Origin of the sequence: Propionispora sp. 2/2-37, assembly GCF_001298735.1 — a bacterium.
Classification (GTDB): Bacteria; Bacillota; Negativicutes; order Propionisporales; family Propionisporaceae; genus Propionispora.
Window position 1 is genome coordinate 39745 of sequence record NZ_CYSP01000023.1, and the last position, 13995, is coordinate 53739.

The 13995-nt window shown below is 42.8% G+C and carries 13 protein-coding genes, 3 tRNA genes and 1 riboswitch; of the genes, 13 read left to right on the forward strand and 3 right to left on the reverse strand.

The window, feature by feature from the left end:
- Positions 1–18 precede the first annotated feature (18 nt).
- Positions 19–195, forward strand: a riboswitch (Lysine riboswitch).
- A 126-nt stretch (positions 196–321) separates the two neighbouring features.
- From P22_RS18590 to P22_RS18630, 9 genes are all read left to right on the forward strand, one after another.
- Complete coding sequence (locus P22_RS18590) at positions 322–1566, forward strand: diaminopimelate decarboxylase (protein WP_054261736.1); 1245 nt, start codon at positions 322–324, stop codon at positions 1564–1566.
- A gap of 352 nt (positions 1567–1918) precedes the next feature.
- Entirely contained in the window at positions 1919–2761 is an 843-nt protein-coding gene (locus P22_RS18595) for a fumarate hydratase (protein ID WP_054261737.1), read from the forward strand.
- A 14-nt stretch (positions 2762–2775) separates the two neighbouring features.
- Positions 2776–3333: a Fe-S-containing hydro-lyase gene (locus tag P22_RS18600; protein WP_054261738.1), complete on the forward strand. Its 558-nt coding sequence runs from the start codon at positions 2776–2778 to the stop codon at positions 3331–3333.
- Between the two features lie 57 nt (positions 3334–3390).
- Positions 3391–4011 carry a succinate dehydrogenase/fumarate reductase transmembrane subunit gene (locus P22_RS18605; protein WP_054261739.1) on the forward strand — a complete coding sequence of 207 codons (621 nt, stop codon included), beginning with the start codon at positions 3391–3393 and terminating at the stop codon, positions 4009–4011.
- Positions 4012–4080: 69 nt separating this feature from the next.
- Positions 4081–5832, forward strand: a complete 1752-nt coding sequence (sdhA, locus tag P22_RS18610) for a succinate dehydrogenase flavoprotein subunit (RefSeq protein ID WP_072169830.1) — start codon at positions 4081–4083, stop codon at positions 5830–5832.
- An 18-nt stretch (positions 5833–5850) separates the two neighbouring features.
- Positions 5851–6609, forward strand: coding sequence for a succinate dehydrogenase iron-sulfur subunit (sdhB, locus tag P22_RS18615; protein ID WP_054261740.1), 759 nt, complete (start codon positions 5851–5853; stop codon positions 6607–6609).
- A gap of 198 nt (positions 6610–6807) precedes the next feature.
- Positions 6808–6884 (forward strand) — tRNA-Pro (locus P22_RS18620).
- 18 nt (positions 6885–6902) lie between these two features.
- A tRNA-Gly gene (locus P22_RS18625) sits at positions 6903–6976 on the forward strand.
- 22 nt (positions 6977–6998) lie between these two features.
- Positions 6999–7074 (forward strand) — tRNA-Arg (locus tag P22_RS18630).
- 541 nt (positions 7075–7615) lie between these two features.
- Here the strand turns inward: P22_RS18630 and P22_RS18635 are convergent.
- Positions 7616–8092, reverse strand: coding sequence for a hypothetical protein (locus P22_RS18635; protein WP_054261741.1), 477 nt, complete (start codon positions 8090–8092; stop codon positions 7616–7618).
- 178 nt (positions 8093–8270) lie between these two features.
- On the opposite strand from P22_RS18635, the gene P22_RS18640 reads away from it, so the two are divergent.
- From P22_RS18640 to P22_RS18650, 3 genes are all read left to right on the forward strand, one after another.
- Entirely contained in the window at positions 8271–8882 is a 612-nt protein-coding gene (locus P22_RS18640) for a DUF2238 domain-containing protein (RefSeq protein ID WP_054261742.1), read from the forward strand.
- 76 nt (positions 8883–8958) lie between these two features.
- Positions 8959–9867, forward strand: a complete 909-nt coding sequence (locus P22_RS18645) for an acyl-CoA dehydratase activase-related protein (protein ID WP_054261751.1) — start codon at positions 8959–8961, stop codon at positions 9865–9867.
- A complete protein-coding gene (locus tag P22_RS18650; protein WP_054261743.1) occupies positions 9867–10958 on the forward strand; it encodes an S-ribosylhomocysteine lyase in 1092 nt (363 codons plus the stop codon). The genes P22_RS18645 and P22_RS18650 overlap by 1 nt, the downstream gene beginning before the upstream one ends.
- Here P22_RS18650 and P22_RS18655 read toward each other — a convergent pair.
- Positions 10955–11650 carry a DUF421 domain-containing protein gene (locus tag P22_RS18655; protein WP_054261744.1) on the reverse strand — a complete coding sequence of 232 codons (696 nt, stop codon included), beginning with the start codon at positions 11648–11650 and terminating at the stop codon, positions 10955–10957. The genes P22_RS18650 and P22_RS18655 overlap by 4 nt on opposite strands.
- 783 nt (positions 11651–12433) lie before the next feature.
- Between P22_RS18655 and P22_RS18660 the strand changes: the two genes are divergently transcribed.
- A complete protein-coding gene (locus P22_RS18660; RefSeq protein WP_054261745.1) occupies positions 12434–13573 on the forward strand; it encodes a two-component system sensor histidine kinase NtrB in 1140 nt (379 codons plus the stop codon).
- A gap of 57 nt (positions 13574–13630) precedes the next feature.
- Here P22_RS18660 and P22_RS18665 read toward each other — a convergent pair.
- The coding region (locus P22_RS18665; RefSeq protein ID WP_156319058.1) for an IS3 family transposase at positions 13631–13995 on the reverse strand (365 nt) is incomplete at its 5' end.

Sequence of the window (13995 nt, forward strand, 5' to 3'; positions counted from 1 at the left end):
AAATTACAAGTTCATATGGTTTGTAGTAGAGGTGCGGATGATCAATAGTACCTGTCTGAGTCTGGCAGACGATGAGGATGGGGAAAGGGGCAGCCGCCGAAGTGCCAGTCTGCCGGAGGCTGTCGCTGGGCTTGTATTTAATAGATGCAAGACTGTCGCTTGATGATTGGCATCAAGGGGAGCGCTACTTCTTACACGATGGGGTGAAGGTTGATTTGCCGTTTCAGCGATTTGTGAGATTGTACGCAAGTCGCTTTTTGTATTTTTTTGTAAAATAACGAAGTTATTTAGCTTATTTTAGACTGGGAGGGTTTAGGCAGTATGGCAGAAAAAAAGCTACCATTTACCAAAGATGAAATTATGAGAGTGATTGAAGAATATAAGACTCCTTTTCATATTTACGATGAACAGGCAATTCGCAATAATGTCCGGTCGTTGCTGGAGGCATTTTCCTGGGCGCCCAGCTTTAAAGAATATTTTGCCGTAAAGGCTACGCCGAATCCTTCTATTCTGGAGATTCTCCGTGAGGAAGGACTGGGGGCCGATTGCAGTTCCCTGCCGGAACTTATGCTGGCGGAACGGGCTGGTATGGTTGGGGAAGAGGTCATTCTCACTTCCAATGACACCCCGGCTATTGAATTTAAAAAGGCCCGGGAAATGGGAGCTATTATTAATCTGGACGACATCAGCCACATTGATTATCTGGAACGGCATGCCGGTATTCCGGAGGTGATTTGTTTCCGCTATAATCCCGGACCTCTGCGCGAGGGCGGCAATTCCATTATCGGCAATCCGGAAGAGTCCAAATATGGTTTGACAAGAAAACAATTGTTAAGCGCTTTTGCTATTATGAGGGAAAAAGGTGTAAAACGTTTTGGCCTTCATACCATGGTCATTTCCAATGAATTGGATTTTAATTATTTTATTGAAACCGCCAATATGATGTTTGATCTGGTACTGGAAATTTACCGTACCCTGAATATCCGCATTGAATTTGTCAACTTCGGCGGCGGGATTGGTATTCCTTATCGTCCGGAACAGGAAGCGGTAGATTTAAAAAGCGTTGGGCAGGGAATTAAAAAAGCTTATGAGGAAAAAATCGTGGCGAATGACCTGCATCCTTTGAAACTGGCTATGGAGTGCGGACGCATGATTACCGGACCTTATGGTTATTTGGTCAGTACCGTACTTCATAAAAAGGAAATCTACAAAAATTATGTTGGCTTGGATGCCTGCATGGCCAATTTGATGCGTCCGGCCCTGTACGGCGCATATCATCATATCACGGTAGTAGGTAAAGAAGACTGGCCACAAGACTACATTTATGATGTGACCGGATCACTTTGTGAAAATAATGATAAGTTTGCCATTAACCGCAAGCTGCCGCTTATTGACATTGGTGATGTCATGGTGATTCATGATGCCGGTGCCCACGGGCATGCCATGGGCTTCAACTATAATGGCAAGCTGCGGTCGGCCGAATTGCTGTTGAGGCCTGATCGCAGCGTGAAGCTGATTCGCCGGGCCGAGACCGTCGAAGATTATTTTGCAACTTTGAATTTTTGATAAAAAAGAAGTGTCTTGCTGAGAGGTGGACACTTCTTTTTATATTAAAACCACACTGGAGGTAAAATAACTTTTAAATTATCTTAATACTTACGTAGCCGATTTTGGCGGAAGTATAAAACAATAACAGATAGCAGTGTTTTTTTCAAGATAAAATTACGACTGTTTTGTATAGATAAATTGGCAAAACAATTTATCTATGATATACTACTCAATAGATTGTACTGGTTAACGGTAGGCTGGATTGGTGAGTGAAAACCTGAACTTACAAAGATTTACTCCGGATTCATGCTAAAGTGAGGCCATTGCGGACCAAGTTAACGTACAAATAAAAAATAACGGGGGGTATTGGATGCGCACGATTGAAGTTGATCAAATTACGCAGGCAATAGCCAAGATGTGTATGGAGGCTTGCTATTATTTGCCGGACGATGTTTACAGCGCATTGTTAAAAGGACAACAGACCGAAGAGTCTCCATTAGGTAAAGACATTCTTGGCCAGATTATCAAAAATGCCGATATTGCCAAAAATGAGGACAGGCCGATCTGTCAGGATACTGGCATGACGGTTATTTTTATGGAAATCGGGCAAGATGTTCACTTTACCGGAGGCTGTCTGGAGGATGCGGTGAATGCCGGTGTAGCCAAAGGCTATACAGAAGGTTATCTACGCAAATCAGTAGTTGCAGAACCTTTGTTTAACCGCAAAAATACGACGAATAACACGCCGGCGGTGTTGCATACGTCGATTGTCCCTGGTGACAAAGTGAAAATTAAACTGGCTCCTAAAGGGTTTGGCAGTGAAAACAAAAGCGCATTAAAAATGCTTGTGCCGGCTGACGGAGTGGAAGGCGTAAAAAAAGTTGTGCTGGATACAATTATTCATGCCGGGGAAAATCCCTGTCCGCCGATTGTAGTTGGGGTTGGTATTGGCGGTACAATGGAAAAGGCGGCTATTTTGTCCAAAAAGGCATTGGTCCGTTCCATTAACAAGCGTAATGAGCATCCTGAATATGCCAAACTGGAAGCAGAACTTCTGGAACTTATCAATAAAATCGGTATTGGGCCGCAGTTGGGCGGGACAACCACGGCTTTAGCGGTCAACATTGAATGGTATCCGACTCACATTGCCGGCTTACCTGTATCTGTAAATATTAGTTGTCATGCTACCCGGCATGCTGAAATCGAACTATAGGGGAGGTGCTGTAAATGAAAGAAAAAATTCGTATTACCACTCCATTGACGGAAGAGCAGTCGCGTAAACTAAAAGCAGGCGATAGTGTACTGATCTCAGGCACCATTTATAGTGCGCGTGACGCTGCTCATAAGGTGATGACCGAAGCTTTGGCGCGGGGGGAAAAACTGCCGCTTGACTGGAATAATCAAATTGTTTATTATTTGGGACCCACTCCGGCTAAACCGGGCGACCCGATTGGTTCGGCAGGACCGACTACATCCGGACGTATGGACGCCTATACGCCGACGATGCTGGCACAGGGAATCAAAGGAATGATCGGTAAGGGATCACGTTCCGCAGCTGTGGTGGACGCCATGAAAAAACATGGTGTTACCTATTTTGCTGCTGTCGGTGGTGCTGCAGCTTTGATTGCAAAATCAATAAAGAAATATGAAGTGCTGGCTTATCCTGAATTGGGTCCGGAAGCGGTGGCGGCTTTAACTGTTGAAGATTTCCCCGCTATCGTAGTTATTGACTCGGAGGGAAATAGCTATTACGAAGAAGGACAGAAGCCTTACCGCAGACTTTAGGAGTGAAGGCTGAATTTTTGTGTGTTTTTCACACCCCATATTACAGGAGGTTTCAACATGAGCAATACTGATTTTTATATTCGACGTCTACACTCCATCTGTGGAGTCGCACCCATTGGCGTTTTTTTGCTGGAGCATATTTTCTCGTTTTCTACCGTTTTGGCGGGACCGGAAGTTTTTGATGCCACCGTTGCCCATTTAGCCAGTATTCCTCTTCCTGTTCTGCTTACCCTGGAAACTGTATTTATTTTTATTCCGCTTTTGTTCCACGGTATTTATGGTGCCTATATTGCCCTGCAGGCCAAAAACAATATTGCGCAATACGGTTATAGCCGCAACTGGCAGTTTTATTTGCAAAGAATGAGCGCCTGGTATACCTTTGCCTTCTTAATTTGGCATGTAGGTTATCTGCGTATTTACATTAAAGCCATGGGCAATGGAGAAATCGGTTATGCACTTTTGCATACGTATTTAAGCAATCCGGTTGTATTCGTTTTATACGCTATCGGTGTGCTTGCTGCTATCTATCATTTTACCAATGGTTTATTCACATTCTGTATTACCTGGGGCATTGCGGTAGGACCCCGTGCCCAGAGCATGGTTAATAAAGCAGCTTGGGCTTTATGCATCTTACTGTCAGTGGTTGGACTGGTAGCTCTTTCAGCGTACGTTGCGTAGCTGGAAGCATTGTTAAGTCGAACTTTCTAAACATGGTTATTGTATATTGATAATAAGGAGAGAACCCAAGTGAAAAAGAAAATTATTGTTGTTGGTGGTGGCTTGTCTGGGTTAATGGCTACCTTGAAGATTTGTGAAGCCGGCGGCGAAGTTGAATTATTCTCATATTGTCCGGTAAAACGCTCTCATTCTCTTTGTGCACAGGGCGGTATCAATGCTTGTATGGATACAAAGGGTGAAAATGATAGCACTTATGAGCATTTTGATGATACTGTTTATGGTGGTGACTTCCTTGCCGACCAGACTGCAATAAAGGGTATGTGTGAAGCCGCTCCCAAATTAATTAAAATGTTTGACCGTATGGGTGTTCCGTTTACTCGTACAGCAGAAGGTATACTTGACCTTCGTAATTTTGGTGGCCAGAAAAATAAACGTACTTTGTTTGCTGGTTCCACAACAGGCCAGCAGCTTCTTTATGCCCTTGACGAACAAGTTCGTGCCTGGGAAGTAAAAGGTGCTGTTGCGAAATATGAGTTTTGGGAATTTATTAAAATTATTAAAAATAAAGAAGGCGTTTGCCGCGGTATTGTAGCACAAGATATGAATTCTATGGAAATCAAAGCTTTCCGCGCTGATACGGTTATCCTTGCAACAGGCGGTCCTGGTATGGTATTCGGCAGGTGCACTGCTTCGACGATCTGTAACGGATCGGCAGTATCGGCTGTATATCAGCAGGGCGCTCATATTGGTAACCCTGAATTTATTCAGATTCATCCAACAGCTATTCCTGGTTCGGATAAAAACCGTTTGATGTCTGAAGCTTGCCGTGGAGAAGGCGGACGGGTTTGGGTATATAAAGATGGTAAGCCTTGGTACTTCTTAGAAGAAATGTACCCTGCATATGGCAATCTTGTACCTCGTGACGTGGCATCACGTGCTATTTACGATGTATGCGTAAATCAAAAACTAGGTATTAATGGCGAAAATAAAGTATATCTTGATCTTTCGCACATTCCGGCAGAATATCTTGAACGTAAGCTAGGCGGTATTTTGGAAATGTATTCGGAATTCGTTGGCGATGACCCCCGTAAAGTTCCGATGCAGATTTATCCGTCTGTCCATTATTCCATGGGCGGCATCTGGGTAGATACAAAACATAACACAAACATTCCTGGCCTTATGGCATCTGGTGAATGTGACTATCAATATCATGGTGCAAACCGTCTTGGCGCAAACTCGCTTCTTTCCGCTGCTTATTCCGGTACTGTTTCCGGTCCGGAAGCCATGCGTTGGGCCAAAGAAGGAGAAAAAGGCTCAGAACTTACTGATGAAGATTTGGCGAGAGCAGCAAAAGAGTGTCGCGATGAATATGAAGCTATCTTAAAAATGGATGGATCGGAAAATGCGCATGAACTCCACCATGAACTTGGCGATTTAATGAACAAATACGTTACCATTGAACGTGTGAACAAAGACCTGGATTATTGTTTCGAGGAAGTCAAGAAAATTCTCGAGCGTTGGAATAATATCGGTTTATCCGATAGAAGAGACTGGGCCAACCAGGAAGCTATGTTCGTAAGACAACTCCGCAATATGATTCTTTACGCTCTAGTTGTAACAAAAGCAGCACGTATGCGTGATGAAAGCCGTGGGGCGCACTTTAAACGCGAATTTCCAGAGCGTGATGATGAGCGCTTCATGAAAATAACAATCGCTGAGTACGACCCGGCAACAGAAGAACCTAAGATCAGCTATGCTGATTTTGATCATTCATTGGTTAAGCCCCGTCCTCGTAACTACGCTGTTGCTAAAAAAGAGTAAGAAGGAGGTAAAATAATTATGGCAGAAACAAAGAAAAAAGTACATTTTATTATAGAAAGACAAGATGGTCCTACTTCCCAACCTTATACAGAAGAGTTTGAAGTTGACTACCGCCCTGCACTTAATGTGGTTGCAGCTCTTATGGAAATTCAAAAGAACCCTGTAACAAAAGACGGCAAAAAGACAACTGCCGTTGTTTGGGAATGCAACTGTCTCGAAAAAGTATGCGGCGCCTGCATGATGGTCATCAACGGCAAGGCACAACAAGCTTGCGCAGCCCTGATTGATCATCTTGAACAACCGATCAGATTGGCTCCTGCCAGAACTTTCCCTGTTATCCGCGACCTTATGATTGACCGTTCGGTAATGTTTGAAAGCTTAAAGCGTGTACAGGCGTGGGTAAAAGTAGATGGAAGCTGGGAAGTTCATAATGATGCTCCGCGTCAGAATCCCAAAACTGCTGATACAGCTTATGAAATTTCCCGCTGCATGACTTGCGGTTGCTGCATGCATGCTTGTCCAAATGTAAACTCCGGCTCAGATTTTATCGGACCAGCCCCTATGGTGCAAGCCCATCTCTTTAACCTTCATCCTACCGGTGAATACCATAAAGAAGAACGCTTAGGTGCATTAATGCAAAAGGGTGGTATCGGCAGCTGCGGTAACAGCCAAAACTGCGTGCAGGCCTGCCCGAAAGATATTAAATTAACGGATTACATTGCTAAATTAAATCGAGACGTAAACAAGCAAGCTTTACGTAACATGTTCGATAAGTAGAATAGACGGCCATCCTCATGAGAGGATGGCGTTTTTTCTAATCAATATGTTGGGAGATACAATTGACAAATGATTCGATCGTATGCTAACATAATAGAGCTTGATATAATGTTCGTTCAATTTACATAAAAAATGAAATGGTAGCAAAAAAACATTGACAATTTGCTATAAATATAATATAATGTATCTTGTGGTTAACGGGGCGTGGCTCAGTTTGGTAGAGCACCTGGCTTGGGACCAGGGGGTCGCAGGTTCAAATCCTGCCGCTCCGACCATATGGATCTCCAATTGCTGCGGGTGTAGCTCAATGGTAGAGCACTAGCCTTCCAAGCTAGCTACGAGGGTTCGATTCCCTTCACCCGCTCCATATTTTTTAGAGGCTGGCTAGTGCGCCTGTAGCTCAGAGGATAGAGCAACCGCCTTCTAAGCGGTTGGTCGCACGTTCGAATCGTGCCAGGCGCGCCATAATATAGTAAATTTAAGGATTCCGAGAAATTGGAATCCTTTTTCTTTTCTCTTGCTTTTAGTATGTGATGAAAGCCCTATGGATAATAGGGCTTTCATAGCAGACAGTCTGTACGTTATCTAATTTGGAAGAATAATAGAAGGTAGTACATACTAAGTGCATGGCAGAGACACTCTGGACATTTTGATAATGGAGGCAATCCTTGCTGTGACGATAATGAAAAAAAGGATCGTATCATCATCAGCCATGAATTTGTTTATGGCAGTTTTGCTGGCTAGCGTCGTTATTCATCTTTCTTAACCAATTCATAACATAAAATTAATACAAAGAACAATAGAACATGATATGCTAAAACAGGGTGAGCATATGGCAAACAGTAGGATAAATGCCTTGTTCTTGCTAATAGCGATTATTTATATAATTATGTATTTTTTGCAATGGAACATTCTTTCCGCCCCCGGGGGGATGTTTGATTTACCGGCATCGTAAGGCATAAATGTATAAAAAGCATAAAAAAGCAGATCATGTGGTCTGCTTTTTTTAATTCTCCTGTTTGGCCAGAGAGCTTGTTTTTAAAAATAGATAAGCGGCAAGAGACCACCAGCCTAGAAATATAAAAAAAGCGGGGATGGGATAGAGCCATGCCTGAAAGTCATACAGATTTGCGTTTCTTACGAGGAGGCCATAGGCGACGCTGGTGCAGGCAAACGTAAAGATATACGGATAGCGGAACCAGCGGCGATGGGGCAAAAAGCGGAGAAAGAGCATGACGGTAACAAGCCAGCTGGGGGGAGAAAGAAGATTTTGTCCCAGTACAGCAAAAATAGCCATATTCTTAAACCACATGACCTGAAGAAAGTTCTGCATTAGACCTACTATCAACATATCCCCGAGTGCACCTATCAGAAGGCCGTAGATGAAAAATTCTTTGTAATCCTTTTTCGGTATAAATATCAGCGTGAAGATAAACATGATCAATAAATAGGACGGGTAGAATAAAAGGGTTACCAAATCCATGAACTTACTCCTCCCGGGATTGCTTTTGCAATAGTATGTCCTGCAGGTAAGACCGGTATTCCCTTTATGATGCCGGATTTCTAAAAGTATAGGATTAGTAATTTTCATAAATTAGGGCAGACTAAAGAGCAGCGAAGAATAGGCAAACGTGTATACGTGACAGAGAGGAGAAGCGGCTATGGAGCAAACAAAAAAATGGGGGATAATTCTCACCGTTTTGTTTATTGCCATTCAAAGCGCTATTATGTTTGGTTTGGCAGCTAAACAAGAACTCGAGTTTTTGCGCAGTGCGGCAATGACGACTTGTTTATGGGTTGTCTACACCGCAATAGAAATGAAATATGGCCTTTATATGAGCAATTATATACGCGTTGTGGTGATGCTTTCTATTATTTGTGACAGTTTTTTCGGCTACTATTTAGAGTACTACATCACCTCGAGTGTTTTTGATAAAATACTGCATATTTTCGGCACCTATTCTTTTGCCTTATTTTTTTACTTTTTAGTCATTCAACTATTATTAAAAAAACCACTGAACAGATCCTTTGCCTATCTTTTTATTGTTCTTCTGGGGATAAGTTTTGGCACGCTGTATGAATTATTAGAGTTTTTTGTAGATTATACGGCGCAGCCGGCGATTCGTGGTCAGGCAGGATTATTAGATACAGATCTTGATTTACTGGCGGATACGATTGGCGCGCTGTTTGCGGCTATCCATCTTGCTGTGGGGAAATTGGATGTTAAGATTATGCAATATTTGGCTGAAGGTAATTCATTAATGAAAAGATAGACTTGCGACATTGTGCAGGAATTATCTTCTGGAGTCGGCATAGTTAACCGGTGCCTTTTAAGGAATGGTGATGGTATTGGCAATACGAATTGGGTTACCAAGAGGACTACTGTATTTTCAATACGGTACACAATGGAAAAATTTTTTTCAACAACTAGGGGCAGAGGTTGTAGTTTCGTCTGAAACCTCCAAAATGACATTAAACCGTGGTTGTAGACTGGATGGAGTCTGCCTGCCGGTCAAAGTTTTTTTTGGTCATGTTTGTGAATTATGCGGTCAAGTGGATTATTTGTTTATTCCCCGAATCATCAGCGTTGCGTCCAGACAATACACTTGTCCGGAAATTATCGGTATACCGGACCTGATCCGGAGTAATCTTAGTCCATTGCCGGCAGTACTAGACGTCAGCATTGATCTCCGCCGGAATAAAGTAAGTCTGTATCAGGCTATCATACAAATTGGGTCTGCATTAGGATACGGGAGGTCTGCCAGTCTTTTAGCCTGGTGCCTGGCCTGCAGACAACGACAGCGGTCCCCGCTGCATGTCCCCCTTGCTGACAATAAGCAGTGCCGGATTGGTTTGATTGGACATCCGTATGTTATTTACGACCGACTAATCAGCATGGATATTATTGACAGGCTGCGTAATAGCGGGACGGAGGTAATCACACCTCAAATGGTAAATACGGCACAGGCGGCGGAAATGTCTAAAGAGGTTGGAAAGGAAATTTTTTGGTCTGGCGGGTGTCATTTGGCAGGTGCCGCTTTTTGGCTGATGCAACAGCCCCGGACAGTAGACGGGATTGTTATTATGACTTCATTTGCCTGTGGGCAGGATACGCTGGTTGGTGAAGTGATCAGTCGGAGAGCCAAAGTACTGGGGGTCCCCTGCATGCTGTTATCGGTTGATGAACACACGGCTGAAGCCGGTTTGGTTACAAGAGTGGAAGCTTTTACGGATATGTTGTTACGGAGGAATTTGTAATGCTGGTTTCGTTCCCTCATATGGGTGATATGAATATTGTTTTAAAAGCCCTGTTCACTGGACTGGGTCGGCAAGTGATAACTCCGCCGCCGATATCGAAACAAACTTTGGCGTTAGGGAACATCTATGCACCGGAGGCGGTCTGTTTGCCCTTTAAAGTGATGCTGGGAAATTTTATTGAGGCCTTGGAGCAGGGAGCCGACACCCTTGTTACTTGCGGGGGAATCGGACCTTGCCGTTTAGGATATTACGCCGAGGTACAGCGTAGCATTTTGTATGATTTAGGGTATAATTTTGAAATGCTTGTCGTTGAAGCGCGTTTGAATGATGTTGTACATGCTTTGCGGCGCATTGCCGGTCCTGGCTGCAATCTGAAAAAGATATATGATGCTTTTTGCCTGGCGATTGGTAAAATGAATGCCCTGGATACGCTACGCAGAAAGGTGTATGGCATTCGCCCCTGCGAAAGTGAGCGGGGATCGGCAGATACTGTCTGGCGGGATGCAGTCCGAGAGATAGATGGTGCTGATACACTAGAGAAATTGCATGCTGTTTGTCACAAGGCAGACGATCGGTTACAGCGTATTTCTTTACGTCCCGGGTTTAAAGCGGTACGGATTGGCATTATTGGTGAATTATATGTTATGTTGGAACCTTACGTTAATTTGGATTTAGAAAGACAACTGGGGAATATGGGAGTAGAAGTGTTTAAAACCATGCAACTTAGTGATTATGTGCAGGGACATTTGTTTCGTAAACAAAAATATTTGAAAAAATTCCGCGAACTTGCAACATTGGCACAGCCCTATCTGGGACATTATGTGGGTGGTCATGCCTTAAAAAGCATTGCACATACGGTAAGTCTGGCCCGCGAAGAATACGATGGCATGATTCATATTTTCCCTTTTTCCTGTATGCCGGAGGTGATTGCGCAGAATATTTTACCCCGGGTTTCCCAGGAAACCGGTATTCCCGTATTATCGTTGGCTTTTGATGAACAGTCGGGCGAAGCCGGTATCATGACCAGGCTGGAAGCTTTCGTGGATTTGTTACATTACCGAAGAGGCAGGAGGCAAAACAACTACGATTAATTATGATCGGAATTTTTGTGATTAACAAATAATTGTCCCTTGGAGTCAATTGCGGCGTAGATTACTTCGGATAAGTCGGTTATACCCTGTAGAAAAAGTTGATTTTTTAACCAGCTTTCAGAATACTGTCCTTGCAAGTTTTGCTCAATCAGTTCCCCGTCCATGATCAGTTCCAGGGGAAAAGAAGGGTCTGCCGACTTTAACTTTAAATCACTTTTAGTTAGAGGCTGATAGTCGGATTTTTTTATCACGCTGAGATTTCCGGAAGTTTCTATGATAGCATATTGTACTTCCCCCGGGTCCAGTACACCTTGCTGTCGTAACTGGCCATTTAGTTCATCCAGGTCATAGCGCAGTTTGCGCATGTTTTCGGCTAAAATTTGTCCATTCTCGATCACAACCGTCGGAGAACCGTCGATGATTTTACGTAAGGCACGGCTTCGTATGGTAATATAGGAGACAAAATAAGTAAGAATAATAAATAAAATCAGGTCATAAAAGTGGCTGGCCACCTTATCCGGGTCGCTGGCGACTACGTTGCCGGCAATCGAGCCGATAGTGATACCGCTAATATACTCATAAAAGGTCAGCTGGCCAATCTGAGTATTGCCTAAGAAACGGGTAAAAGCCAGTAAACTGACAAAGACCAATGCGGTCTGCCAGGTATCGCGTAATATTTCGCTCCAGTTCATAATGTCACCTCAAATTAATTTTGTGTTAATAAAGCAAAAAGAAAACTAGAATTACAGAGTACATCCTGTTTCGCTTGGCATTGCTGATTATTTTGCAAGCTGTATGAGGACCCTTAAAACATATCCTCCTTAACACAGATTGTACATTAATATAGGATAAGGAAGCTACTAAAAGATATTCTCCTTTTTGCAAAAAACAGACAAAATTGTTCCTGGAAATTAGGTTGCACAAATCAGAGTTGAACATGCTATACTTATTAATGTACATCTCGGGAGAATAGGGAAAAGGGAAGGTTGTTATGAGCAGCAAAGCGGTATTATGTTACTCATGTTGTCATTTTTATATTACCTGGGACAGACAATTTCCTTATGGTTGTAAAGCTATGCGCTTTAAGAGCAGAAATTTTCCCTGCCGGGAAGTTCGGGGTGCTTCCGGGTTGGAGTGTTTTGATTATATGAATAGAGAAGGACCTGCGAAAACCGACAGGAACTAATTGACGTAAAATGGCAGTATCCGTAAAATAATATAATAAATGTAAAAAAATGGTACAAAAGAAAAGTTAAGGAAACTATACGCCTCAATAAATGTTAAAAGTTGTAAAATATAAATGCTTTATTATTGGTTCTCCGTAAAAACGGTAGTTTTTATTTCGACATTTAGCAGAAGCTTAAGCAGTTTTCTGTCGGTTTTTTACGAAAAGTAACTGGACAAAAAAAGCAGGAAATACAATATTTTACAAGAATGTTATAAGCATTTCAATATTTGAGATGAGGTGCGCGATCATGTATTCAGCAGAGGCTGCTGCGGGAAGATTGGTGAGTTTTGCTCGCGAAGATGAATATAAAGAATACTTTGAGACGACGACTACCGGTATTTTATATCTTGACCGGTCGTTGCGGCTGAAAAACCTTAACCGGGAAGCGGAGCGAATTTGCGGAATTGAACGAACGAAAGCGCTGGGCAGAAAAGCAGAGAACGTCTTTCAGGGATTGGGTCACAAATTTATGCGAATTTTTGATCTCAGCGAACAGGAAAGCGTCTATGCGACAAACCTTAAAATTAATGTCAATGATCAAGCGCTTTATCTGCATATCAATGCTTTAAAACTGGTTGGTGATACAGGCGATTTGGCCGGTATTATTGTGATTTTGCAGGATGTTTCTGCTGTCCGGGCCGCCATCAAACAAATTCAAACCACCCAGATGCTGGTGTCGCTCGGCGAGCTGGCTGCCGGGGTGGCACACCATGTGCGGACGCCTCTTACCACCTTAAGTGGTTATTTGCAGGTCATGCTGGGGCGTTTGGAGGATGATCAATATACCGTAAGACGTGATACGCTGGAAGTATTGTTGGAAGAAGTATCCTATATTAACGATGTAGTAAAAGAGCTGGTACTGTTCGCTAAACCGCCGGTTAAGAAGGAACCGGAGGTAGATATCAATAAAATCTTACATAATGCGCTATTATTGTCTTTTAAAGATTTGGGCGGAGAGAAAATCGGGATTAACAAACAACTGGCCGGAAATTTACCCAAACTGAATGTGGATCGCAATTTGATTGAACAGGCTTTTGTGAACGTCTTGCAGAATGCTTTTGAATCCATGCCGGGTGAGGGAATGCTTACTTTAAAATCGTGGCTGAACTCAGAGTTAAATATGCTGGTAATCGGTATTTATGACACCGGCAGCGGAATTCCCGCTGAGATTTTATCTCGCATCTTTGAACCGTTTTATACGACAAAACTAGACCGCATGGGGCTTGGGTTGCCTATTGCTCACCGGATTATCAGTGAACATGGAGGCTTTATCAATATTAATGTGGACGAGCAGGGGGGAACAAGGGTTCATATTTATCTGCCGATTGTCGATGACCGTATCCGCCGTTTAACAGTAGTGCATCAACAGATGCTCAATTTACAGTAAAGTAAAAAGAAACCGGCAAGCATGATCTGACCCCAAAAAGTTAGACAAAAATTGACGTTAAGCAACTAACGAGGATTGAATCCTGTATTGTACAGGACTCAGTCCTTTTAGTTTGCTCTTAATCCGTTTGTTGTTATAGTAATCAATATATTTTTCTAATTCGACTCTAAATTCGTTCATAGAACTGAATTTCCTCAGATAAAGCAGTTCTGATTTTAATAATCCAAAGAAGTTTTCCATTACAGAATTATCTAAACAGTTCCCTTTTCTGGACATACTTTGCCGTATTCCCTTTTGCTTTAGGCGAAACTGGTACTGCTTATGTTGATACTGCCATCCTTGATCTGAATGAAAAATAAGACTTGTATCATCAGGTATCTTAGCAAAGGCTTTGTCCAACATGTCCATTACTTGTCCGAAAA